The following is a 24515-nucleotide window of genomic DNA, read 5'->3' on the forward strand; positions in this document are numbered from 1 at the left end:
CCGGCTGTCAGCCGCCGAACTCCTCCAGGCCCTTCAGCGCCTGGTCCAGCAGTGCCTGACGGCCCTCCAGCTCACGGCCCAGCTTGTCGGCCCGGGCGTTGTTGCCCGAGGCGCGCGCCGCGTCGATCTGCGTACGCAGTTTGTCCACGGCCGCCTGCAGCTGACCGGTCAGACCCGCGGCGCGTGCTCGCGCCTCCGGGTTGGTCCGGCGCCACTCCGACTCCTCGGCCTCCTGGAGCGCACGCTCCACCGCCTGCATCCGCCCCTCGACCTTCGGACGGGCGTCGCGCGGCACGTGACCGATGGCCTCCCAGCGCTCGTTGAGGGCACGGAAGGCGGCCCGGGCCGCCTTCAGCTCCTTCACCGGCACCAGCTTCTCGGCCTCGGCAGCGAGTTCCTCCTTCAGCTTGAGGTTCTCGCCCTGCTCCGCGTCCCGCTCGGCGAAGACCTCGCCCCGGGCGGCGAAGAAGACGTCCTGCGCACCGCGGAAACGGTTCCACAGATCGTCCTCGGCCTCGCGCTGGGCGCGGCCCGCCGCCTTCCACTCCGTCATCAGGTCGCGGTAACGCGCCGCCGTGGTACCCCAGTCCGTCGAACCGGAGAGCGACTCGGCCTCGACGACCAGCTTCTCCTTGACCTTGCGGGCCTCCTCGCGCTGGGCGTCCAGCGAGGCGAAGTGCGCCTTGCGGCGCTTGGAGAATGCCGAGCGCGCGTGCGAGAAGCGGTGCCACAGTTCGTCGTCCGACTTGCGGTCGAGCCGAGGCAGGCCCTTCCACGTGTCGACGAGCGCCCGCAGCCGCTCGCCCGCCGAGCGCCACTGCTCGCTCTGCGCCAGCTCCTCGGCCTCGACGACCAGCGCCTCCTTGGCGTGCTTCGCCTCGTCGGTCTGCTTCGCCTTCTGGGCCTTGCGCTCCTCACGACGGGAGTCGACCGTCGCGACCAGCGCGTCGAGCCGCACACGAAGTGCGTCGAGGTCGCCGACGGCGTGGTGCTCGTCGACCTGCTGACGCAGATGCTCGATGGCGGTCGTCGCATCCTTCGCCGACAGATCGGTGGTCTTCACCCGTCGTTCGAGGAGGCCGATCTCGACCACGATGCCCTCGTACTTGCGCTCGAAATAGGCCAGAGCCTCCTCGGGAGATCCGGCCTGCCACGATCCGACGACCTGCTCGCCATCGGCTGTACGCACGTACACGGTGCCCGTCTCGTCGACACGGCCCCACGGGTCGCTGCTCACAGCGCCTCCTCCACCTGATGCCTGCGAGGGGTCGCCCCCCTGGCATCGTCCACAGTTTCCTGGGGCGGGCTGCGCCCGCCCTGCACAACGCCAATCTAGGCGACCGGCCACCCGGCTGTCCGCACTAAGCGCGGCCGAAATTCTTCGGCCGCGCCCGGGGCCTCTCTTTCGGATCCGGCCGGATCAGGCCTTGTCGACGGCCGCCTTCGAGATGGTGACGGCCTTCTGCGGGGCGCCGTCGGCAGCGCCACCGGCGACACCCGCCTTCCCGACCTTCTGCACGGCCTTCAGCGAAGCGGCGTCCATCGTGCCGAACGGCGTGTAGGTCGGCGGCAGCTTGCTGTCCTTGTAGACCAGGAAGAACTGGCTGCCGCCGCTGTGCTGCTGGCCGGTGTTGGCCATCGCCACGGTGCCTGCCGGGTACGTCACCGTGCCGTCCGAGCCCGCCTTGCCGAGCGCGGTCAGGTTCTCGTCCGGGATCGTGTACCCGGGGCCGCCCGTGCCGTCGCCCTTGGGGTCGCCGCACTGCAGCACGAAGATGCCCTGCGTGGTCAGACGGTGACACTTCGTACCGTCGAAGAACTTCTTGTCCGCGAGCGACTTGAACGAGTTCGCCGTGTGCGGGGTCTTCGCCGCGTCCATCGTGAACGCTATGTCGCCCTGGCTCGTCTTGAGCGAGAACGTGTACTTCGCCTTCTTGTCGATCTTCATCGCAGGCTCGGGCGCACTGCTCTCGGTCGCCGAGGGCGACGCGGACGCGGACGGGCTCGCGCTCGCGGCCGCGTCGCTCTTGCCCTTGTCGTCGTCGTTGCCGACGGAGACATACGCGGCAACCCCGACGACCGCCACCACGGCCACCGCCGACGCGATGATGACGGTGAGGCGCCTCGTCCGCCGGCGGGCCTCCTCCCGGCGTTGCTGCTGCCGCTCGAACTTCTCCCTGGCGAGCTGCCGCCGCCGCTGATCGCTGCTGACCACCGGGTGATCTCCTTGTACGTCGTCTGATCGGGCCTGGGTTGCCCCGTACCGTATATGGGTTAGCTGTGGAATGAGGAGCGCCGGTAGGCTCTGAACTGCCGCGACCGCCTCAGCCGCGGTCACCGCAACCCCTCCGTCGGACGACCATTAAGGACGATCGTGCTCATTGCCGGGTTCCCCGCCGGGGCCTGGGGGACCAATTGCTACCTGGTCGCCCCTGCCGCAGGCGAGGAGTGCGTGATCATCGACCCGGGCCATCAGGCCGCCCAAGGTGTCGAGGAGACGCTGAAGAAGCATCGGCTGAAGCCCGTCGCCGTCGTGCTCACCCACGGCCACATCGACCATGTCGCCTCGGTCGTCCCGGTGTGCGGCGCCCACGACGTCCCCGCCTGGATCCACCCGGAGGACCGGTACATGATGAGCGACCCGGAGAAGGCCCTCGGCCGCTCCATCGGGATGCCGCTCATGGGCGAGCTGACGGTGGGGGAGCCGGACGACGTCAAGGAACTGGCCGACGGCGCGCTGCTGAAGCTCGCCGGTCTGGAGTTCGGTGTCGCGCATGCGCCCGGCCATACCAAGGGGTCGGTGACGTTCAGGATGCCCGAGGCCGCGGATGTGCCGCAGGTTCTCTTCTCGGGCGACCTGCTCTTCGCCGGCTCCGTCGGACGCACCGACCTGCCCGGCGGCGACCAGGCCGAGCTGCTCGAGTCGCTGGCCCGTGTGTGCCTGCCGCTCGACGACTCGACCGTGGTGCTGTCCGGCCACGGCCCCCAGACGACCATCGGCCGCGAGCGCGCCACGAACCCGTACATGCACGGCATGGACGCGCCCCGACGAGGAATGTGACGAGAGACCTGTGAGCACGTTCAAGGCCCCCAAGGGCACGTACGACCTGACCCCGCCCGACTCCGCGAAGTTCCTCGCGGTGCGCGAGGCGATCTCCGCCCCCCTGAAGAACTCCGGCTACGGCTACATCGAGACGCCCGGCTTCGAGGATGTCGCGCTCTTCTCGCGCGGTGTCGGTGAGTCCACCGACATCGTCTCCAAGGAGATGTACACCCTCACCACCAAGGGCGGCTCCGAGCTGGCACTGCGCCCCGAGGGCACCGCGTCGGTGCTGCGCGCCGCGCTGGAGGCCAACCTCCACAAGCTCGGCAACCTGCCGGTCAAGCTCTGGTACTCCGGCTCGTACTACCGCTACGAGCGCCCGCAGAAGGGCCGCTACCGGCACTTCTCGCAGGTCGGTGCCGAGGCGATCGGCGCCGAGGACCCGGTGCTGGACGCCGAGTTGATCATCCTGGCCGACCAGGCGTACCGCTCGCTGGGGCTGCGGAACTTCCGGATCCTGCTGAACTCGCTGGGCGACAAGGAGTGCCGCCCCGTCTACCGGGACGCGCTCCAGGGCTTCCTGCGTGAGCTCGACCTGGACGAGGAGACCCGCCGCCGCATCGAGCTCAACCCGCTGCGGGTACTCGACGACAAGCGCGCCGAGGTGCAGAAGCAGCTGGTCGGCGCCCCGGTGCTGCGCGACTACCTCTGCGACGCGTGCAAGGCGTACCACGAGGAGGTCCGCGACCTGCTGACCGCCGCCGGTGTGGTGTACGAGGACGACGAGAAGCTCGTCCGTGGCCTCGACTACTACACCCGCACCACCTTCGAGTTCGTCCACGACGGACTCGGCTCGCAGTCGGCGGTCGGCGGCGGCGGCCGCTACGACGGCCTGTCCGAGATGATCGGCGGCCCGGCGCTTCCGTCGGTCGGCTGGGCGCTCGGCGTGGACCGTACGGTGCTGGCGCTGGAGGCGGAGGGGATCGAGCTCGAACTCCCCGCGTCCACCAGCGTCTTCGCCGTACCGCTCGGCGAGGAGGCCCGGCGGGTGCTGTTCGCCAAGGTCACCGAGTTGCGCCGGGAGGGTGTCGCCGCCGACTTCGCGTTCGGCAGCCGCGGCCTCAAGGGCGCGATGAAGAGCGCCAACCGGTCCGGCGCCCGCTTCACCGTGGTCGCCGGCGAGCGTGATCTCGCCGAGGGTGTGGTCCAGCTCAAGGACATGGAGTCCGGCGAGCAGCAGCCCGTCGCCCTCGACGCGCTGGTCGCCGAGATCAAGCAGAAGCTCGCCTGATCCACCGCATACGGCTGTGCCCCGCCCGGACCGGGCGGGGCACAGCCGTATGGACCGGGCCGGCGCCTCGCACCGGCTCCGGCCCCGGCACGACGCCACCGGTGTCCTGGGGGCGGCGACGCCCGGAGTACGCGGCCGTCTTCCGTACCGTCAACCCGGCGGTCACCGATTCATCCTGCCGGACGGTCCCGGCCGGGGAACGCAGGTGGCGGCGCGTGGCTCGCGGCGCCGGAGCCGAATGTCGGGACCGTCCCCGGGCCGCGCGGTCCGACGCCCGGAGAGCCGTCACCGCCGCGCCCTTCCCGGCCCCGCCCGGCCCGCGGAGCCGTACGCGCCGGCGCGCCGGATCCCCAGGTCAGGCATGTCCGTGGCCGTCAGCTCCCCGTGCCCCCGCACGGTCCGCAGCGTCCGTGGCGCATGCGGCCGCGGCGTGAACCGTCCCGCGGAACCGCCGGGTTCCGTGCCGGTCGCGTGCACATGTTTATGTCCATCGAACGGTCGGCCGGTGAAGGGGTGCGGCACAATGACCATGCCCAGCAGGCCACTCACTGATGGAACGGCGATATGACGACTGCAGCGGTTGACCATCCCTCCTCCGACCAGGACGAGGACGGCGGGAAGAGGACCATCGGCGGCAGTCGCGCGTTCGCACTGCTGCTGGTGATCACGGGCGCTGCCGGCCTCCTCGCCGCCTGGGTCATCACGATCGACAAGTTCAAGCTGCTCGAAGACCCCAGCTTCACCCCCGGCTGCAGCCTCAACCCCGTCGTCTCGTGCGGCAACATCATGAAGAGCGAGCAGGCGGCGGCCTTCGGGTTCCCCAACCCGATGCTCGGGCTCGCCACCTACTCGGTGGTGATCGGGATCGGCATGGCGCTGCTCGCCGGGGCCCGGTTCCGCAGCTGGTACTGGCTCGGCCTGAACGCGGGCACGCTGTTCGGCGTCGGCTTCTGCACCTGGCTGCAGTACCAGTCGCTGTACAACATCAACTCGCTCTGCCTGTGGTGCTGCCTGGCCTGGGTCGCCACGATCTTCATGTTCTGCTACGTCACCACGCACAACATCAAGCACCGGATCGTGCCCGCGCCGAGCTGGCTGCGCAACGGGCTGACGGAGTTCCACTGGGTCCCGCCGGTCCTGTGGATCGGCATCATCGGCATGCTGATCCTGACCCGCTGGTGGGACTTCTGGACCAGCTGAGCCCGCCGGGTACGGGCGGGGACCGGCCCGGCGGTGTTGTCGGTGCGGTGACATAGGCTTCGAAACGTGGAGCCCGACCTCTTTACCGCAGCCGCCGAAGACCGCCAGGAGAAGGACCCGTCCAGCAGCCCGCTCGCTGTCCGGATGCGTCCTCGTACCCTCGACGAGGTCGTCGGGCAGCAGCATCTGCTGAAGCCCGGATCGCCGCTGCGCCGCCTGGTCGGGGAGGGGAGCGGCGGTCCCGCCGGCCCGTCGTCGGTGATCCTCTGGGGCCCGCCGGGCATCGGCAAGACGACGTTGGCGTACGTGGTCAGCAAGGCGACCAACAAGCGGTTCGTCGAACTCTCCGCGATCACCGCGGGCGTCAAGGAGGTACGGGCGGTCATCGAGGGCGCTCGCCGCGCCACCGGCGGCTACGGCAAGGAGACCGTCCTCTTCCTCGACGAGATCCACCGCTTCTCCAAGGCCCAGCAGGACTCCCTGCTGCCCGCTGTGGAGAACCGCTGGGTGACGCTCATCGCCGCGACGACCGAGAATCCGTACTTCTCGATCATCTCGCCGCTGCTGTCGCGCTCACTGCTGCTCACCCTCGAATCGCTCACCGACGAGGACCTGAGCGGGCTGATCCGCCGCGCCCTGACCGACGAGCGCGGACTCGGCGGCGCGGTCACGCTGCCCGGGGACGCGGAGGCGCATCTGCTGCGCATCGCCGGGGGAGACGCGCGGCGTGCGCTGACGGCGCTGGAGGCCGCGGCCGGTGCCGCCCTCGCCACGCAGGAGAAGGAGATCACCCTCCAGACCGTCGAGGCGACCGTCGACCGGGCGGCGGTGAAGTACGACCGGGACGGCGATCAGCACTACGACGTGGCGAGCGCCCTCATCAAGTCGATCCGCGGTTCCGACGTGGACGCCGCGCTGCACTATCTGGCCCGGATGATCGAGGCGGGGGAGGACCCCCGGTTCATCGCCCGGCGGCTGATGATCTCCGCCAGCGAGGACATCGGCCTCGCCGACCCGACGGCGCTGCCCACGGCGGTCGCGGCCGCCCAGGCCGTCGCCATGATCGGTTTCCCGGAGGCGGCACTCACCCTCAGCCACGCCACCATCGCGCTGGCACTCGCCCCCAAGTCCAATGCGGCGACGCTGGCGATCTTCGCCGCGCAGGAGGACGTACGGAAGGGGCTCGCCGGCCCGGTCCCGCCGCATCTGCGCGACGGCCACTACAAGGGCGCCGCCAAGCTGGGTCACGCGCAGGGATATGTCTACCCGCACGACGTCCCCGGCGGCATCGCCGCCCAGCAGTACGCCCCGGACGCGGTCCGCGACAAGCACTACTACCGGCCCACGCGGTACGGCGCTGAGGCGCGGTACGCGGACGTGGTGGACCGGGTCCGCGACCGGCTCGGCCGGGGTGGTGCGGAGGGCACCGCGGACGCCTGAGGCGCACGTTCAGCCGGCGGCCGCCTCGAAGAGCGTGTGCATGGCCCGGCGCAGTTCACCGATGTGGCGTACCGGCTCCGGGAAATCGAAGCGTGCGTCGAAGCAGCGGCCGTCGGCCTCGCAGAATCGCACGCGCAGGCCGAGGCGGTCGAGTGCGACCGGGACGACGTCGGGCCGCTGGGCCGCGCAGCGTTCGCCGGCCCGTCCCCCCAGCAGTCCGCACAGCCCGCCCAGCTGTTCGCCGTGGGCCGTGTGCAGATGCTGCAGCAGTTCCGCCTCGTGGGCGACGAGCGGATCGGCGGCGGCGTCCCGGAATTCCTCCGGCTCGACGTCCTGCGCGCCCCACAGGTCCTCGATGTACGCCTCACCGGTCTCCAGCCGCAGCAGCGTCCTGCCGGGCCCGGCCATCCCGGGTACGGTCGTGAGCCAGCCGGAGACACGGCAGCGGCCACGGATCCGGTACGGCACCGACACCGGGGCCACGTCCGTGATCTCCAGCACAGCGGTCAGCTCGTCGTCCTGGGCGTGCGTCGCGGCTCGTACGGCCGGGGAATCGGCGGGGAATTCGAGGAACAGATCGCCCTCGGGCCCCACGCTCCGGTCCAGCGGCACCAGCTGGTCGAAGCCCGTGGCGGTCAGGCCGGGGATGAGCAGCACCGCCGAACAGGTACTCTGTACGAGAGTTCGTGTGCGCTCGGCTGCTGACGGCATCCGTGTGTTTTCTGGCCCGCTGGGACGCGGCTGACCACGATCTGATCGGTCCTCCGTCGTATCGACGCCCTCGGTGGCGTCGACGCTGTCAGTGCTGTCCGTGACGTGTGTGGTGTTCCCAGGGCGAGACATGCGATCTCCTTGAGTAAGGTGAGCCTAACCTAACCCACAACGGAGGTCTGGAGAACGTGCCTAACCAGTCGCGTCCCAAGGTCAAGAAGTCCCGTGCGCTCGGCATCGCCCTGACGCCGAAGGCCGTCAAGTACTTCGAGGCCCGCCCCTACCCGCCGGGCGAGCACGGCCGTGGCCGCAAGCAGAACTCGGACTACAAGGTCCGTCTGCTCGAGAAGCAGCGTCTGCGCGCCCAGTACGACATCAGCGAGCGCCAGATGGCGCGCGCCTACGACCGTGCCAAGAAGGCCGAGGGCAAGACGGGCGAGGCGCTCGTCGTCGAGCTCGAGCGCCGTCTCGACGCGCTGGTCCTGCGTTCGGGCATCGCCCGCACCATCTACCAGGCCCGTCAGATGGTCGTCCACGGCCACATCGAGGTCGACGGCCACAAGGTCGACAAGCCGTCCTTCCGCGTCCGTCCCGACAACATCGTGATGGTCCGCGAGCGCAGCCGCGACAAGCACCCCTTCCAGGTGGCCCGCGAGGGTGGCTACGCCCCCGACGGCGAGACCCCGCGCTACCTGCAGGTGAACCTGAAGGCCCTGGCCTTCCGCCTGGACCGGGACCCGAACCGCAAGGAGATCCCGGTGATCTGCGACGAGCAGCTCGTCGTCGAGTACTACGCCCGCTGATCCAGGCGTAGCCGCTCTCACCAGCGCTCCGGCCCGCCCCTCCCCGGCATCGGGGAGGCGGCGGGCTTCCGCGTTCTGCCGTCCGGCACGGGACCGGGCCGCGACCCCTCGGCGCCCGGCCGCTGCGCGGGCCGGCTCGCCAGAGCCCTGGTCACCGCCGCGTCCGGATCCAGCCGCCCGCCCGCCCGCCGCCCCGACTCGTACGGTGCGTCGCCGAGCTCCTGCCGGGCCAGCTCCTCGCACTCGGCCCGGGGCCTTCCGTAATGCGCCGAACCGAACAGCGGCAGCCCCACCGACGGCCAGATCCGCTCGGCCGCCCCCTGCAGCACCGCCGCCTCCGTCGCATTCCCCTCGACCGCCGTGACCAGCGCCAGCAGTTCCAGTGCGAGCACCGTACCGAGCAGGTCGTCGAAGGTGTGACCGATCGCCAGCGACTCCCCGAGCAACTCCCGAGCGTGGTCCGGGCGCTCCCGCTTCAGGGCCGCATAGGCCAGTACGTAGAGCGCGTACGAGAGTGCCCACTGCTCGCCGTGGTCCTCGCAGATCTCCCTGACCTCCTCGCAGATCGTCGCGGCAGCCTCCAGATCCCCGCGGAACCCGACCGCCATCGCCAGTTCGACCTGCGCCATCAGGACGTTGCTGTTCAGCTCGCCCAGATCCCGGTAGCGGCGCAGCGCGTCCTGCAGCAGCTCCTCCGCGCGGAGCATGTCGTCCGTGACGAGGGCCAGACAGCCCGTGCGGTGCACCGCGTAGGCCAGAGCTGTCTCGTCACCCACCCGGTCCGCCTCCTCCCGGCACTCCTGCAGCGCCGAGATCGCGCCGACCGGATCGCCCTGGAGCACCGCCACGTGGCCGAGCACCCACAGCGCCTTCAGCCGCGCGGCGTCGTGCGGTGACTCCTCCTCCAGAACGTGGGCCAGCCAGTACCGCCCCTCCGAGAGGCGCCCGCAGCCGACCCAGAGGAACCAGAGTGTGCCCGCCAGGTGCTGCGCGAGATGGACGTCGTCCGGGCTCTCCAGCGAACACTCCATCGCCAGACGGAGGTTGGGCAGTTCGCTTCCGGCCCGGGCCGCCACCTCGCCCTGCCGGGGGCCGAACCAGTCGAGTTCGCACCAGGTGGCGAACCCCAGGAACCAGTCCCGGTGACGCCGTCGCAGCCGGTCCGTGTCTCCGGTGGCGGCCAGCCACTCGGCGCCGTACTCACGCACCGTGTCCAGCATCCGGTAGCGGGTGCCCGCCGCCGAGTCCTCGCGCAGCACCACGGACTGCGTCAGCAGCCCGGTGAGCGCGTCGAGCACCGATTCGGCCGGCAGGTCGGGGCCGCTGCAGATGTATTCGACCGCCTCCAGATCGAACTGTCCGGCGAAGACCGAGAGCCGGGCCCACAGCAGCCGTTGTTCCGGTGCGCACAGCTCATGGCTCCAGCCGATGGCCGTACGGAGCGTCTGGTGGCGCGCCAAGGAGCCGCGGCTGCCGCCGGTCAGCAGCCGGAAGCGGTCGTCGAGGCGCTGCAGCACCTGATCCGTGGACAGGGCGCGCAGCCGGCCGGCGGCCAGCTCCAGCGCGAGCGGGATCCCGTCCAGCCGGCGGCAGAGCTCCCGCGCGGACTCGCGGTTGTCCTCGGTCAGCCGGAAGTCCGGCCGCACCGCGGCGGCCCGGTCGGCGAAGAGCGCCATCGCGTCGTCGTCGGCCATCGGCGCGAGCGGGTAGCCGATCTCTCCGTCCAGCTCCAGGGGGAGCCGTCCGGCGGCGAGCACGGACAGCTGCGGGGCCCGGCGCAGCAGTTCCCGTACCAGTCCGGCGCAGGCGTCCACGAGGTGCTCGAAGCCGTCGAGCACCAGGAGGAGTTGGCGATCGGTGAGATGTTCGAGGAGTGTCGCGCGGGCCGGTCTGTTGGTGTGATCGGTGAGTCCCAGTGCGTCGGCCACGGCGTGTTCCAGGAGCTCGGCATCGTGGACGGCGGACAGTTCCACCAGCCAGACCCCGTCGCAGTACCGTTTCTCCACAAGCGCGGCGGCCCTGCTGACGCAACGTGTCTTTCCCACGCCGCCCACCCCGACCACGGTGACCAGTCTCGACTCCCGCAGCAGGCGGCCGAGATCGGCCAGCTCGTTCTCGCGTCCCACGAATCGGTTCAGTTCCGCCGGGAGATTGCCACGAGTCGCAGTGCCCGGGCTCGGATCGTCGGGGGAGGCGCAGGGGGGCTGGGGGCGTTGCATGAAACACGCAGAGTACTGCGGTGAGCGCTCTCCGTACAATCTCCATTGTGCAACGCCCGCCCCGCCCACCAGGAATGCGGTAGGGGACGAGTCCCCCGGCGCGATAGGGTCGGGATACGACGATTCGACAAGCCAGAGAGCGGTGCACTGTGTCCGGTGGAGAGGTGGCCGGGATCCTGGTGGCCGTCTTCTGGGCGATTCTGGTCTCGTTCCTCGCCGTCGTCCTGGTGAGGCTGGCCCAGACGCTCAGGGCGACCACCAAACTCGTGGCGGACGTGACCGAGCAGGCGGTTCCGCTGCTCGCCGACGCGTCCGCGACCGTGCGCTCCGCGCAGACCCAGCTCGACAAGGTCGACGCGATCGCGACGGACGTCCAGGAGGTCACCTCCAACGCGTCCGCGCTCTCCACCACGGTCGCCTCGACGTTCGGCGGACCGCTGGTCAAGGTCGCCGCCTTCGGCTACGGGGTGCGACGGGCCATCGGCCTGCGCACCGCGCCGGAATCCGAGCCGGCCGGCCGGGCGTCCCGCCGCACCGTGGTCGTCGGCCGCACGGTGCCGTCCGCGCGCACAAGGAAGCGCAACGGCAGAAGCTCCCGCGGATCGAAGGACTGACGCAGCGATGTTCCGCCGTACGTTCTGGTTCACCGCCGGCGCCGCCGCCGGCGTCTGGGCCACCACCAAGGTCAACCGGAAGCTCAAGCAGCTGACCCCCGAGAGCCTCGCGGCGCGCGCCGCCGACAAGGCGATCGAAAGCGGTCACAAGCTCAAGGACTTCGCCCTCGACGTCCGCGACGGCATGGTCCGGCGCGAGGCCGAACTGGGCGAGGCGCTGGGCCTCGAGGCGCCGGTCGACCCCGAACTCCCCGTGCGGCGTCACCTCGCGGTCGGAGCGGCCGAGCCCGCCCCGGACGGTGACGCCGCCACGTACCGCACACTTCCCTACAACTCGTACAACCGGAATGAGGACCACTGATGGAGTCGGCTGAAATTCGCCGCCGCTGGCTGAGCTTCTTCGAGGAGCGCGGGCACACCGTCGTGCCTTCGGCGTCGCTCATCGCGGACGACCCGACTCTGCTGCTGGTCCCCGCGGGCATGGTCCCCTTCAAGCCGTACTTCCTCGGTGAGGTCAAGCCCCCCGCCCCGCGCGTCACCAGCGTGCAGAAGTGTGTGCGTACGCCGGACATCGAAGAGGTCGGCAAGACCACCCGGCACGGCACCTTCTTCCAGATGTGCGGCAACTTCTCCTTCGGCGACTACTTCAAGGAAGGCGCCATCAGCTACGCCTGGGAGGCGCTCACCACCTCCGTGGCGGACGGCGGCTTCGGCCTCGACCCCGAGCGACTGTGGATCACGGTCTACCTCGACGACGACGAGGCCGAGCAGATCTGGCGCGACAAGATCGGTGTCCCCGCCGAGCGCATCCAGCGCCTGGGCAAGAAGGACAACTTCTGGTCCATGGGCGTCCCCGGCCCGTGCGGTCCCTGCTCCGAGATCAACTACGACCGCGGCCCCGAGTTCGGCGTCGAGGGCGGCCCGGCCGTCAACGACGAGCGGTACGTGGAGATCTGGAACCTGGTCTTCATGCAGTACGAGCGGGGCGCCGGCGACGGCAAGGAGGACTTCCCGATCCTCGGCGACCTGCCGTCCAAGAACATCGACACCGGCCTCGGCCTCGAGCGCCTCGCGATGATCCTGCAGGACGTGCAGAACCTGTACGAGATCGACACCTCGATGGCCGTCATCGAGAAGGCCACCGAGCTGACCGGGGTGCGCTACGGCGAGAACCACACCTCCGACGTCTCGCTCCGGGTCGTCACCGACCACATGCGTACGTCCGTCATGCTCATCGGTGACGGTGTCACCCCCGGCAACGAGGGCCGCGGCTACGTGCTGCGCCGCATCATGCGCCGCGCCGTCCGCAACATGCGCCTCCTCGGCGCCACCGGGCCGGTCGTGGCCGAGCTCGTCGACACGGTCATCAAGTCGATGGGCCAGCAGTACCCGGAGCTGATCACCGACCGCAAGCGCATCGAGACCGTCGCGCTCGCCGAAGAGGCCGCCTTCCTCAAGGCCCTCAAGGGCGGCACCAACATCCTCGACACCGCCGTCACCGAGACCAAGGCCGCAGGCGGCAAGGTCCTCGCCGGCGACAAGGCGTTCCTGCTCCACGACACCTGGGGCTTCCCGATCGACCTCACCCTGGAGATGGCCGCCGAACAGGGCCTCGCCGTGGACGAGGACGGTTTCCGCCGCCTGATGAAGGAGCAGCGGGACCGCGCCAAGGCTGACGCCAAGGCCAAGAAGACGGGGCACGCAGACCTGTCGGCCTACCGCGAGGTGGCCGACCGCGCGGGCTCCACGGAGTTCACCGGCTACACCGCCACCGAGGGCGAGTCGACCATCGTCGGCCTCCTCGTCGACGGCGTGTCGTCGCCCGCCGCCAGCGAGGGCGATGACGTCGAGGTCGTCCTCGACCGCACCCCGTTCTACGCCGAGGGTGGCGGCCAGCTCGCCGACCAGGGCCGGATCCGGCTCGACACCGGCGCCGTCATCCAGGTGCGCGACGTCCAGCAGCCGGTCCCGGGCGTCTCCGTCCACAAGGGCACGGTCCAGGTCGGAGAGGTGACGGTCGGCGCCTCCGCCTACGCCGCCATCGACAACACCCGCCGCCGCGCCATCGCCCGCGCCCACAGCGCCACGCACCTCACGCACCAGGCGCTGCGCGACGCCCTCGGCCCGACGGCCGCCCAGGCCGGTTCGGAGAACTCGCCGGGCCGCTTCCGCTTCGACTTCGGTTCGCCCGCCGCCGTACCCGGCACCGTCCTCACCGACGTCGAGCAGAAGATCAACGAGGTCCTCTCCCGGGAGCTGGACGTCCAGGCCGAGGTCATGTCGATCGACGAGGCCAAGAAGCAGGGTGCCATCGCCGAGTTCGGCGAGAAGTACGGCGAGCGGGTCCGCGTCGTCACCATCGGTGACTTCTCCAAGGAGCTGTGCGGCGGTACGCACGTCCACAACACCGCCCAGCTGGGTCTGGTGAAGCTGCTCGGCGAATCCTCCATCGGTTCCGGTGTGCGCCGTATCGAGGCCCTCGTCGGCGTCGACGCCTACAACTTCCTCGCCAAGGAGCACACGGTCGTCGCCCAGCTCCAGGAGCTGGTCAAGGGCCGCCCGGAGGAGCTTCCGGAGAAGGTCTCCGCCATGCTCGGCAAGTTGAAGGACGCCGAGAAGGAGATCGAGAAGTTCCGCGCGGAGAAGGTCCTGCAGGCCGCCGCCGGACTCGTCGAGTCCGCCAAGGACGTACGCGGTGTCGCCGTGGTCACCGGTCAGGTGCCGGACGGGACCTCGGCCGACGACCTGCGCAAGCTGGTCCTCGACGTCCGCGGGCGCATCCAGGGCGGCCGTCCGGCCGTCGTGGCCCTGTTCACCACGGCGAACGGCCGCCCGCTGACGGTCATCGCCACCAACGAGGCCGCTCGCGAGCGCGGTCTCAAGGCCGGCGACCTGGTCCGTACGGCCGCCAAGACCCTCGGCGGCGGAGGCGGCGGCAAGCCGGACGTGGCCCAGGGCGGCGGCCAGAACCCGGCCGCCATCGGCGAGGCCATCGCCGCTGTCGAACGCCTCGTCACCGAGACGGCGTGACGGCGGAAGTGACGCAGATGCGCCGCGGACGCCGCCTCGCGATCGACGTCGGGGACGCCCGGATCGGGGTCGCTTCGTGCGACCCCGACGGGATCCTCGCCACGCCGGTGGAGACCGTGCCGGGACGAGACGTCCCGGCCGCCCACCGGCGGTTGCGGCAGATCGTCGAGGAGTACGAGCCGATCGAGATCATCATCGGTCTGCCCCGCTCCCTGGGCGGCGGTGAAGGGCCCGCGGCCGCGAAGGTACGGCTCTTCGCCCAGGAGTTCGCCCGCTCGGTCGTACCCGTTCCGGTGCGGCTGGTGGACGAGAGAATGACCACGGTGACGGCCGGCCAGGGACTGCGCGCCTCGGGCGTGAAATCCAAGAAGGGCCGGTCCGTCATCGACCAGGCCGCTGCCGTGGTGATCCTCCAGAACGCACTGGAGTCCGAACGGGCGTCAGGTAAAGCTCCGGGCGAGGGCGTCGAAGTGGTTGTCTGATCGCGATACGGTAACGTTCCGCGCGATGCGGCGGTGTTCGAACAAACACCGCACAGCAAAGAGACGGAGCATCGTCTCGCGGCTCAAGGGGATCGATGACTGAGTATGGCCGGGGCCCCGGCTCCGAACCGTGGCATCCCGAGGATCCCCTTTACGGGGACCAGGGATGGGGAGGCCAGCAGGCCGCCCACGGCCAGGGCCAGTACGACGGCGGTCAGCCGGCCTACCCGCAGGACCCCTCCGCCCAGCAGCCGCAGCAGGCGTACCAGCAGCCACAGCAGCCGACGCACCAGCAGTACGGGGCTCCGCAGGACCCGTACGCGCAGGACCCCTATGCGCAGCAGCAGCACGATCCGTACGGCCGGCAGCCGCAGCAGCAGCACGATCCGTACGGTCAGCAGCCGCAGCAGCAGCACGATCCGTACGGTCAGCAGCCGCAGCAGCAGCACGATCCGTACGGCCGGCAGCCGCAGCAGCAGCACGATCCGTACGGCCGGCAGCCGTACCAGCAGCACGATCCGTACGGCCGGCAGGCGCCCCACCAGTCGCCGCAGTACGACGGCGGCTGGGACACCGGCCGGCAGGCGGCTGCGATGCCGTACGACGGCCATCCGCAGGACCCGTACGGGAACCGGACCGCCGGCTACGGCGAATCGCAGGACCACTACGGCACCCCCGACGCGTACCCGCCGCCGCAGCCACCGGGCAGGCGCCAGGACGTTCCCGAGGCGGCTCCACCGCAGAACCCCGACTGGGACCCGGACGTGCAGGAGGAGGAGACGCACCCCTTCTTCACGGGCGCCGACGACGACGGTGACGGCCGGGACCCGCAGGACGACGACGAGTACGACGACGACCCGCGCGACGGGCGCAGGGGCGGTGGCGAGCGCCGCGGCAAGGGCAAGAAGAAGAACCGCAACGGCTGCGCCTGCCTCGTCGTCGCCCTGGTGCTCGCCGGAGGGGTCGGCGGGGCGGGGTACGTCGGCTACACGTACTGGCAGAACAAATTCGGTGCGGCACCCGACTACTCGGGCCAGGGCTCCGGCAGCGTCGAGGTGCAGGTCCCCCAGCACGCCCTGGGCAATGAGATCGGCAACATCCTGAAGGAGCGGGGCGTCGTCAAGAGCGTCGACGCCTTCATCGCGGCGCAGGCCGCGAACCCCAAGGGGAACTCGATCCAGGCGGGTGTCTATCTCCTCAACAAGCAGATGTCCGCCGCCGAGGCCGTGAAGATGATGCTCGACCCGAAGAGCCAGAATCTGCTGATCATTCCTGAGGGCCTGGCCAACAGGAACGTCTACAAGCTGATCGACAAGAAGCTCGGGCTCAAGGACGGCACCACCAGCGGGGTCGCGAAGAAGAAGGCGGGCAGTCTCGGACTGCCGGACTGGGCCGAGGACGACCCGGTGGTCGACGACCGGCTGGAGGGCTTCCTCTACCCGGCGGCCTACCCGGTCACCAAGGAGATGAAGCCGGAGGACGTCCTCAAGTCGATGGTGTCCCGGGCCGACGACGAGTACGGCAAGGTCGACCTGGAGGCGAACGCCAAGAAGCTCGGCCTGAAGAGCCCCTGGCAGCTGATCACGGTCGCGAGCCTCGTCCAGGCGGAGGGCAAGTACAAGCGGGACTTCGACAAGGTCGCGCGGGTCGTCTACAACCGGCTCAAGCCGAACAACACCGAGACGTACGGGCTGCTCGACTTCGACTCCACGGTGAACTACGCCAAGGCGCAGAGCACCCTGGACACCGGCGCGGTGTCGGACCTGCGCAAGTTCAAGAACCCGTACAACACGTACTACGTCCATGGCCTGCCGCCGGGTCCCATCAACAACCCAGGGGCGGCCGCGCTGCATTCGGCGATCAAGCCGACCCCCGGGCCCTGGTACTACTTCGTGTCCGTGACCGAGGACAAGACGCTGTTCGCGGTGACCAACGAAGAGCACGAGCGCAACCGCAAGAAGTACGAACAGGAGAAGTCGGGCCAGTGAGCACCATTCGGCGGGCGGCCGTTCTGGGGTCGCCCATCGCCCACTCGCTCTCCCCGGTCCTGCACCGGGCCGCGTACGCCGAACTCGGCCTCGATCACTGGTCGTACGACCGCTTCGAGGTGGACGAGGCCGGGCTCCCCGGCTTCGTCGAGGGGCTCGACGCCTCGTGGGCCGGCCTGTCGCTGACCATGCCGCTGAAGCGGGCGGTCATCCCGCTGCTGGACTCCGTCAGCGAGACCGCCTCCTCGGTCGAGGCCGTCAACACGGTCGTCCTCACGGAGGACGGCCGCCGTGTCGGCGACAACACCGACATCCCCGGCATGATCGCCGCCCTGCGCGAACGCGGCGTGGAGAAGACCGAGTCCGCCGCCGTCCTCGGCGCCGGCGCGACCGCCTCCTCCGCACTCGCCGCACTGTCGGAGATCTGCACCGGCCCGGTCACCGCCTTCGTGCGCAGCCGGCATCGCGGCGACGAGATGCGCGGCTGGGGCGAACGGCTCGGCATCGACGTACGGGTCGCCGACTGGGCGGAGGCGGAGCAGGCGCTGCACGCGCCGCTGGTGATCGCGACCACCCCGGCCGGCACCACGGACGCGCTCGCGGGCGCGGTACCGGACGCTCCCGGCACGCTCTTCGACGTGCTGTACGAGCCCTGGCCGACCGCACTCGCCACCGCCTGGTCGGCCAGGAACGGCGCAGTCGTCGGAGGTCTCGACCTCCTGGTGCACCAGGCCGCCCTCCAGGTCGAGCAGATGACGGGCCGCTCGCCCGCTCCGCGCGCGACCATGCGACGGGCCGGCGAACAGGCACTCGCCGCCCGCTGACCGCACGCGTTCCGCGGCCCGATCCGTCCGTCTGCTGGACCGGCGGCCGGTCCGGTGCCCCGGGCGTGGGAAGATCGAGGGCGGCGGGCCAGGGCCGCGCACCCGGTCGCGCCGTTGCAGTTCCAGGCGCGAGCATGAGGAGCACCGTTGAGCAGGTTGCGCTGGCTGACCGCGGGGGAGTCGCACGGCCCCGCACTGGTGGCGACGCTGGAGGGCCTTCCCGCCGGCGTCCCGGTCACCACGGAGATGGTGGCGGACGCACTCGCCCGGCGGCGGCTCGGCTACGGCCGCGGCGCGCGGATGAAGTTCGAGAAGGACGAAGTCACCTTCCTCGGCGGGGTGCGCCACGGTCTCACCATGGGTTCCCCGGTCGCCGTGATGGTGGGCAACACCGAATGGCCCAAGTGGGAGCAGGTCATGTCGGCCGATCCGGTCGACCCCGAGGAGCTGGCCAAGCTGGCCCGTAACGCCCCGCTGACCCGCCCGCGGCCCGGCCACGCCGACCTCGCGGGCATGCAGAAGTACGGCTTCGACGAGGCCCGCCCGATCCTGGAGCGCGCCAGCGCCCGGGAGACCGCGGCCCGGGTGGCGCTCGGCGCCGTCGCACGGTCGTACCTCAAGGAGACCGCGGGCATCGAGATCGTCAGCCACGTGGTCGAGCTGGCGGCGGCCAAGGCACCGTACGGCGTCTACCCCACGCCCGCCGACGTCGACAAGCTCGACGCCGACCCGGTGCGCTGTCTCGACGCCGCCGCGAGCGAGGCGATGGTCGCCGAGATCGACCAGGCCCACAAGGACGGCGACACCCTCGGCGGTGTGGTCGAGGTGCTCGCCTACGGTGTGCCGGTCGGCCTCGGCTCGCACGTGCACTGGGACCGCCGTCTCGACGCGCGCCTCGCCGCGGCCCTCATGGGCATTCAGGCCATCAAGGGTGTCGAGGTCGGCGACGGCTTCGACCTGGCCCGGGTCCCCGGCTCGAAGGCACACGACGAGATCCTGGTCACCGACGAAGGCATCAAGCGCGCCTCCGGACGTTCCGGCGGCACCGAGGGCGGTCTGACCACCGGTGAGCTGCTCCGGGTCCGCGCCGCGATGAAGCCCATCGCGACCGTGCCTCGCGCGCTGGCCACCGTCGACGTCGTCACCGGGGAGCCCGCCAAGGCCCACCACCAGCGCTCCGATGTCTGTGCCGTGCCGGCCGCCGGCATCGTCGCCGAGGCGATGGTCGCACTGGTCCTGGCCGACGCCGTCGCTGAGAAGTTCGGCGGGGACAGCGTCGCCGAGACCCACCGCAACGTGCAGTCGTACCTCGACCACCTCCAGATCCGATGAGCGGCCCGCTGATCGTCCTCGTCGGCCCGATGGGCGTCGGCAAGTCCACGGTCGGTGAGCTCCTCGCCGACCGGCTCGGCACCACCTACCGGGACACCGACGCGGACGTCGTGGCCACGGCGGGCAAGCCGATCTCCGAGATCTTCTACGACGAGGGCGAGGAACACTTCCGCGAGCTCGAGCGGGAGGCGGTACGCGCCGCGGTCGCCGAGCACACGGGCGTCCTCTCGCTCGGCGGCGGATCCGTACTCGACGGGACGACCCGCACCCTGCTCGCCGACCACGCGGTCGTCTACCTCTCGATGGACGTCGAAGAGGCCGTCAAGCGGGTCGGGCTGAACACCGCGCGCCCGCTGCTCGCCGTCAACCCGCGCCGGCAGTGGCGCGAGCTGATGGACGCCCGCCGCCATCTCTACACCGAGGTGGCCAGGGCGACCGTCGCCACCGACGGGCGCACCCCCGAAGAGGTCGCCCAGGCGGTCCTCGACGCACTGGAACTGCCGGAGCACGCGGGCGACCCCGCGGCGCCCGGCCGGGAGAACACACGCATGACGGACCAGGGACCCACGCGCATCCAGATCGCCGGAAGTGCGGGCACCGACCCGTACGAAGTACTGATCGGCCGGCAGCTTCTCGGAGAGCTGCCGTCACTCATCGGCGACCGCGCCAAGCGGGTCGCGGTCCTGCACCCCGAGGCGCTCGCCGAGACCGGTGAGGCGGTCCGTCAGGACCTCGCCGACCAGGGGTACGAGGCCATCGCGATCCAGCTGCCGAACGCCGAGGAGGCCAAGACCGTCGAGGTCGCGGCCTACTGCTGGAAGGCGCTCGGCCAGACCGGGTTCACCCGCAGCGACGTCGTCGTGGGTGTCGGCGGCGGCGCCACCACCGATGTGGCCGGGTTCGTCGCCGCGACCTGGCTGCGCGGAGTGCGCTGGATCGCCGTACCGACGACCGTGCTCGCCATGGTCGACGCGGCCGTCGGCGGCAAGACCGGCATCAACACCGCCGAGGGCAAGAACCTCGTCGGCGCCTTCCACCCGCCGGCCGGGGTGCTCTGCGACCTCGCCGCCCTCGACTCGCTCCCCGTGCACGACTACGTCAGCGGCATGGCCGAGATCATCAAGGCCGGTTTCATCGCCGACCCCGCGATCCTCGACCTGATCGAGGCCGACCCGGAAGGCGCCCGTACGCCGGCCGGACCGCACACCGCCGAGCTGATCGAGCGTTCCATCCGGGTCAAGGCGGAGGTCGTCTCCAGCGACCTCAAGGAGTCCGGCCTGCGCGAGATCCTCAACTACGGTCACACCCTTGGCCACGCCATCGAGAAGAACGAGCGCTACAAGTGGCGCCACGGCGCGGCCGTCTCCATCGGGATGGTCTTCGCCGCCGAACTCGGCCGCCTGGCCGGCCGCCTCGACGACGCCACCGCCGACCGGCACCGGGCGATCCTGGAGTCGGTCGGGCTGCCGCTCACCTACCGCGGTGACCAGTGGCCCAAGCTGCTGGAGAACATGAAGATCGACAAGAAGTCCCGCGGCGACCTGCTCCGCTTCATCGTCCTCGACGGCCTGGGCAAGCCCACTGTCCTTGAGGGCCCCGACCCGGCCGTGCTGCTCGCCGCGTACGGGGAGGTGTCGGCGTGACCCGCAGGGTCCTCGTGCTCAACGGGCCGAACCTCGGCCGGCTCGGCTCCCGCGAGCCCGAGGTGTACGGCGCCACGTCCTACGCCGGACTGGTCGAGACCTGCCAGGAGCTCGGCAAGGAGCTCGGCTTCGACGTCGACGTCCGGGAGACCAACGACGAGGGCGAACTGATCCGCTGGCTTCACGAGGCCGCAGACGGTTCGATTCCGGTCGTTCTCAACCCCGGCGCCTTCACGCACTACTCGTACGGGATGCGGGACGCGGCCTCCCAGCGCACCGCCCCGCTCATCGAGGTGCACATCTCGAACCCGTACGCGCGGGAGGAATTCCGCCACACCTCGGTGGTCGCCCCGGTGGCCACGGGGACGGTGGCCGGATTCGGCATCGGCTCCTACCGCCTCGCCCTGCGTGCCCTCGCCGACGAAGTGACGGACTGACACGGTGCCCCGCCGGCCGGACGACCGGCCGGCGGGGCACTCCGTACCGTTCCCGACCGTTCCCTCTGCGGCGGCCGGGGACGGTACGGTTGCCGTTCCATCAGCGCCAGTTGCCTGTACGAGACGGAGTGGCACCGGATGCAGCACGCAGTGGGGGCCCCGCTGCCGCCGCCCCAAGGGCCCGGAAACGGACCTGGCGGCTGGACGCACCAGGCCCAGCACCCCGGCCACCCCGGTCCGCCGGGGCCGCCGCCCACCTCCCCTCCCGCGCCCCAGGGCCACGACTGGACGGGCCCCGCCCCGCACCACGCCCCGGCGCCCGCCTCCCGGGAGACCACCGGACACATCCAGCTGCCGCCCGGCGGCCCTGTCCCGCTGCCCGCGCCGCCCGCCGAGCCGGGCACCGGCACGGCGACCCTCGCCGTCCTGCTGATCGGCCCCGCGGGCGCGGGCAAGACGACCGTGGCCAAGCTGTGGGCCAGCCGCCGACGCGTCCCCACGGCCCATGTCAGCCTCGACGACGTCCGCGAATGGGTCCGCTCGGGCTTCGCCGACCCGCAGGCCGGGTGGAACGACCACTCGGAGGCCCAGTACCGCCTGGCCCGCCGCACCTGCGGCTTCGCCGCCCGTAACTTCCTCGCCAACGGCATCTCCTGCATCCTGGACGACGCGGTCTTCCCCGACCGTCCCGTCGTGGGCCTCGGCGGCTGGAAGCGCCATGTGGGACCCGGCCTGCTGCCCGTCGTCCTCCTGCCCGGCCTGGAGATAGTGCTGGAGCGGAACGCCGCCCGCAGCGGCAACCGCCGCCTGTCGGACGAGGAGGTCGCCCGGATCCACGGCCGGATGGCGGGATGGTACGGCTCGGGCCTGCCGATCATCGACAACTCGACGTACGACGTGGAGACCACCGCCCGTGTGCTCGACGACATACTCGCCCGCTCGATAGCCAGTCCGCCGGCCTGGTGACCCGCCGGCCGGGGGCGTCCGGCCGGGCACGGCCCCCGGTCGGATGCGCTGGCCGGGCGGCCCCGGCCCGCCGCTCATAGGCTCGTGGCATGTCAGAGGTGTACGCCGTCCGCCGCGGGCTGCTCCGCGACCGGTGCGCCGCCGTGGGATCCGCGGCCGCTCTGGTCTCCCGACCCGCCAATGTCCGCTATCTCGCGGGCGGAGCGCCGCCGGGTTCCGTGCTGCTGCTCGGCCCCGACGAGGACGTTCTGCTCTGCCCCCGCGCGCCGACCGACGATCCCGCCCACGGACGCACCGACGACCGGCTGCGGCCCGCGCTGCTGCCCGCAGGCGGAGGCGATCCGGTCGTCGCCGCCGCCGACCTGGCCACCTCCTCGGGCGCGGAATCGCTCGCCGTCGAGGAACACGACCTGACGGTCTCCCGCCACCGGGCCATGAGCTCGGTCGCCCCGCGGCTCCGGCTGACCGATCTGGGCGCCACGGTCGAGCAACTGCGCATCGTCAAGGACGAGGAGGAGATCGCCTGCCTGCGCATCGCCGCCGAGATCACCGACCAGGCGCTCGGCGAACTCCTCGAGTCGATCCTGGTCGGCCGCACCGAACGGCATCTCGCCCTGGAACTGGAACGCCGGCTGGTGGACCACGGCGCCGACGGGCCCGCCTTCGCCACGTCCGTAGCCACCGGACCCAACTCGGGCCAGGGCCGGCACCGGCCGTCGGACCGGAGGGTGGAGGAAGGAGATTTCCTCTCCGTCTGCCTCGGCGCGAGCTATCGCGGCTACCGGTGCGAGATCGGCCGCACCTTCGTCATCGGAACCGCACCTGCGGACTGGCAGATCGAGCTGTACGACCTGGTTTTCGCCGCTCAGCGGGCCGGCCGCGAGGCTCTCGTGCCCGGCGTCGCATACCGAGATGTGGACCACGCGGCCCGTCATCTGCTGGACTCCGCGGGCCACGGAGAGTGCCTCGCGCCCTGGACCGGGCACGGCGTGGGGCTCGAAATCGACGAGGACCCGCAGTTGGCACCGACAGCCATGGGTAAACTGGACGCTTGTGTGCCGGTCACCGTCGAACCGGGGGTCCACCTCCCGGGCCGGGGCGGGGTCCGGATCGATGACACGCTCGTCGTGCGCCCAGAGGCGGACGGCGGACCCGAGCTACTCACCATTACGACCAAGGAGCTGCTCGCGCTCTAGCGCGCATCCTTGGCCGTCCACCAGCTTCAGTCCAGGAGATTCCGCAACCGTGGCTTCCACGAACGACCTCAAGAACGGCCTGGTGCTCAAGCTCGACGGAGGCCAGCTCTGGTCCGTCGTCGAGTTCCAGCACGTCAAGCCCGGCAAGGGCCCTGCCTTCGTGCGCACCAAGCTCAAGAACGTGCTCTCCGGCAAGGTCGTCGACAAGACGTTCAACGCCGGTGTCAAGGTCGAGACGGCCACCATCGACCGCCGCGACATGCAGTTCTCGTACATGGACGGCGAGTACTTCGTCTTCATGGACATGGACACCTACGACCAGCTCATGGTCGACCGCAAGGCCGTCGGCGACGCCGCCAACTTCCTGATCGAGGGCTTCACCGCCTCCGTGGCCCAGCACGAGGGCGAGGTGCTCTACGTCGAGCTGCCGGCCGCCGTCGAGCTGACCATCCAGCACACCGACCCGGGCGTCCAGGGCGACCGCTCCACCGGCGGCACCAAGCCCGCGACGCTGGAGACCGGTTACGAGATCGGCGTCCCGCTCTTCATCACCACGGGTGAGAAGATCAAGGTCGACACCCGCACGGGCGACTACCTCGGCCGGGTGAACAGCTAACCGTGGCTGCCCGGAATACGGCCCGCAAGCGTGCCTTCCAGATCCTCTTCGAGGCCGACCAGCGCGGTGAGTCCGTGCAGACGGTCCTCGCGGACTGGGTGCGGCACTCGCGGTCCGACACCCGTCAGCCGCCGGTCACCGAGTACACGATGGAGCTCGTCGAGGGGTACGCGCAGTACGCGGACCGGATCGACGACCTCATCATCACCTACGCCGTGGACTGGGAGATCGACCGTATGCCGGTCGTCGACCGGAACATCCTGCGGCTCGGTGCGTACGAGCTGATCTGGGTGGACGGGACGCCGGACGCGGTGGTGATCGATGAGGCCGTCCAGCTTGCCAAGGAGTTCTCCACCGATGACTCCCCGGCCTTCGTGAACGGGCTGCTGGCCCGTTTCAAGGACCTCAAGCCGAACCTTCGCCGCGAGGCGTAGGCTCCCGGCGGCGTTCAGCCCACGAAGGGCCCACGGTCGTGCGACCGTGGGCCCTTCGGCGTACCGGAGTGTGCCGTTCCCGCGTCGGTCCTCCCGGTCCGGGGGTTCTCGTCCTCCGGGGCGAGAAATCAGGCCCCCACCCCGGAGGGCCATCCCGGGCCGGGAACGCAGAACGCCGGGGTTGGGGGGGCGGCATACAATGCCCCGGCACCCCAGGGGTCATGTTATGATTTAAAGGCAGCAGGA

The 24515-nt window shown here is 70.6% G+C and carries 22 protein-coding genes; 18 read left to right on the top strand and 4 right to left on the bottom strand.

Annotated features, from left to right (window positions below):
- Window positions 1-7: 7 nt before the first annotated feature.
- Together ACFVXE_RS16625 and ACFVXE_RS16630 are read right to left on the bottom strand one after the other, a co-directional pair.
- Entirely contained in the window at window positions 8-1237 is a 1230-nt protein-coding gene (locus tag ACFVXE_RS16625) for a DUF349 domain-containing protein (protein ID WP_389671853.1), read from the bottom strand.
- Between the two features lie 183 nt (window positions 1238-1420).
- The gene (locus ACFVXE_RS16630) at window positions 1421-2215 is read right to left on the bottom strand and encodes a peptidylprolyl isomerase (protein ID WP_389671854.1); all 795 of its coding nucleotides are present in this window, start codon (window positions 2213-2215) and stop codon (window positions 1421-1423) included.
- 159 nt (window positions 2216-2374) lie between these two features.
- Between ACFVXE_RS16630 and ACFVXE_RS16635 the strand changes: the two genes are divergently transcribed.
- The 4 genes from ACFVXE_RS16635 (at window position 2375) to ACFVXE_RS16650 (ending at window position 6974) form a co-directional block, all read left to right on the top strand.
- On the top strand, window positions 2375-3061 hold the full coding sequence (locus tag ACFVXE_RS16635; RefSeq protein WP_389671855.1) for an MBL fold metallo-hydrolase: 687 nt from the start codon (window positions 2375-2377) through the stop codon (window positions 3059-3061).
- 10 nt (window positions 3062-3071) lie between these two features.
- Window positions 3072-4334, top strand: coding sequence for a histidine--tRNA ligase (gene hisS / locus ACFVXE_RS16640; protein ID WP_389671856.1), 1263 nt, complete (start codon window positions 3072-3074; stop codon window positions 4332-4334).
- 564 nt (window positions 4335-4898) lie between these two features.
- The gene (locus tag ACFVXE_RS16645) at window positions 4899-5534 is read left to right on the top strand and encodes a vitamin K epoxide reductase family protein (RefSeq protein WP_389671857.1); all 636 of its coding nucleotides are present in this window, start codon (window positions 4899-4901) and stop codon (window positions 5532-5534) included.
- Window positions 5535-5600: 66 nt separating this feature from the next.
- The gene (locus ACFVXE_RS16650) at window positions 5601-6974 is read left to right on the top strand and encodes a replication-associated recombination protein A (RefSeq protein WP_389671858.1); all 1374 of its coding nucleotides are present in this window, start codon (window positions 5601-5603) and stop codon (window positions 6972-6974) included.
- Window positions 6975-6983: 9 nt separating this feature from the next.
- Here ACFVXE_RS16650 and ACFVXE_RS16655 read toward each other — a convergent pair whose 3' ends face one another.
- The gene (locus ACFVXE_RS16655; RefSeq protein WP_389671859.1) at window positions 6984-7685 is read right to left on the bottom strand and encodes a DUF2470 domain-containing protein; all 702 of its coding nucleotides are present in this window, start codon (window positions 7683-7685) and stop codon (window positions 6984-6986) included.
- Between the two features lie 188 nt (window positions 7686-7873).
- Here ACFVXE_RS16655 and rpsD point away from each other — a divergent pair, with 188 nt between their 5' ends.
- Window positions 7874-8488, top strand: coding sequence for a 30S ribosomal protein S4 (gene rpsD, locus ACFVXE_RS16660; RefSeq protein WP_389671860.1), 615 nt, complete (start codon window positions 7874-7876; stop codon window positions 8486-8488).
- Window positions 8489-8505: 17 nt separating this feature from the next.
- Here the strand turns inward: rpsD and ACFVXE_RS16665 are convergent, their stop codons facing one another.
- Window positions 8506-10707 carry an ATP-binding protein gene (locus tag ACFVXE_RS16665; protein ID WP_389671861.1) on the bottom strand — a complete coding sequence of 734 codons (2202 nt, stop codon included), beginning with the start codon at window positions 10705-10707 and terminating at the stop codon, window positions 8506-8508.
- 164 nt (window positions 10708-10871) lie between these two features.
- Between ACFVXE_RS16665 and ACFVXE_RS16670 the strand changes: the two genes are divergently transcribed.
- The 13 genes from ACFVXE_RS16670 (at window position 10872) to nusB (ending at window position 24269) form a co-directional block, all read left to right on the top strand.
- Window positions 10872-11321 carry a DUF948 domain-containing protein gene (locus tag ACFVXE_RS16670; RefSeq protein ID WP_389671888.1) on the top strand — a complete coding sequence of 150 codons (450 nt, stop codon included), beginning with the start codon at window positions 10872-10874 and terminating at the stop codon, window positions 11319-11321.
- A gap of 7 nt (window positions 11322-11328) precedes the next feature.
- The gene (locus tag ACFVXE_RS16675; RefSeq protein ID WP_389671862.1) at window positions 11329-11682 is read left to right on the top strand and encodes a DUF6167 family protein; all 354 of its coding nucleotides are present in this window, start codon (window positions 11329-11331) and stop codon (window positions 11680-11682) included.
- Window positions 11682-14351 carry an alanine--tRNA ligase gene (gene alaS / locus ACFVXE_RS16680; RefSeq protein WP_389671863.1) on the top strand — a complete coding sequence of 890 codons (2670 nt, stop codon included), beginning with the start codon at window positions 11682-11684 and terminating at the stop codon, window positions 14349-14351. Before ACFVXE_RS16675 ends, alaS begins: the two co-directional genes overlap by 1 nt.
- A 17-nt stretch (window positions 14352-14368) precedes the next feature.
- The gene (gene ruvX, locus ACFVXE_RS16685) at window positions 14369-14833 is read left to right on the top strand and encodes a Holliday junction resolvase RuvX (RefSeq protein WP_389671889.1); all 465 of its coding nucleotides are present in this window, start codon (window positions 14369-14371) and stop codon (window positions 14831-14833) included.
- A 95-nt stretch (window positions 14834-14928) separates the two neighbouring features.
- Window positions 14929-16821, top strand: coding sequence for an endolytic transglycosylase MltG (gene mltG / locus ACFVXE_RS16690; RefSeq protein WP_389671864.1), 1893 nt, complete (start codon window positions 14929-14931; stop codon window positions 16819-16821).
- On the top strand, window positions 16818-17645 hold the full coding sequence (locus ACFVXE_RS16695; protein ID WP_389671865.1) for a shikimate dehydrogenase: 828 nt from the start codon (window positions 16818-16820) through the stop codon (window positions 17643-17645). The genes mltG and ACFVXE_RS16695 overlap by 4 nt, the downstream gene beginning before the upstream one ends.
- Window positions 17646-17792: 147 nt before the next feature.
- Window positions 17793-18977: a chorismate synthase gene (aroC, locus tag ACFVXE_RS16700; RefSeq protein WP_389671866.1), complete on the top strand. Its 1185-nt coding sequence runs from the start codon at window positions 17793-17795 to the stop codon at window positions 18975-18977.
- Window positions 18974-20620, top strand: coding sequence for a 3-dehydroquinate synthase (gene aroB / locus ACFVXE_RS16705; RefSeq protein ID WP_389671867.1), 1647 nt, complete (start codon window positions 18974-18976; stop codon window positions 20618-20620). Before aroC ends, aroB begins: the two co-directional genes overlap by 4 nt.
- A complete protein-coding gene (gene aroQ / locus ACFVXE_RS16710; RefSeq protein WP_389671868.1) occupies window positions 20617-21057 on the top strand; it encodes a type II 3-dehydroquinate dehydratase in 441 nt (146 codons plus the stop codon). Before aroB ends, aroQ begins: the two co-directional genes overlap by 4 nt.
- A 138-nt stretch (window positions 21058-21195) precedes the next feature.
- A complete protein-coding gene (locus ACFVXE_RS16715) occupies window positions 21196-22023 on the top strand; it encodes a Pro-rich N-terminal domain-containing protein (protein WP_389671869.1) in 828 nt (275 codons plus the stop codon).
- A gap of 89 nt (window positions 22024-22112) precedes the next feature.
- Window positions 22113-23219, top strand: coding sequence for an aminopeptidase P family protein (locus ACFVXE_RS16720; RefSeq protein ID WP_389671870.1), 1107 nt, complete (start codon window positions 22113-22115; stop codon window positions 23217-23219).
- Between the two features lie 49 nt (window positions 23220-23268).
- On the top strand, window positions 23269-23835 hold the full coding sequence (efp, locus tag ACFVXE_RS16725; protein WP_030918902.1) for an elongation factor P: 567 nt from the start codon (window positions 23269-23271) through the stop codon (window positions 23833-23835).
- 2 nt (window positions 23836-23837) lie between these two features.
- Entirely contained in the window at window positions 23838-24269 is a 432-nt protein-coding gene (gene nusB, locus ACFVXE_RS16730) for a transcription antitermination factor NusB (RefSeq protein ID WP_266987959.1), read from the top strand.
- Window positions 24270-24515: the final 246 nt, after the last annotated feature.

This window comes from Streptomyces sp. NPDC058231, assembly GCF_042882275.1.
GTDB lineage: Bacteria > Actinomycetota > Actinomycetes > Streptomycetales > Streptomycetaceae > Streptomyces.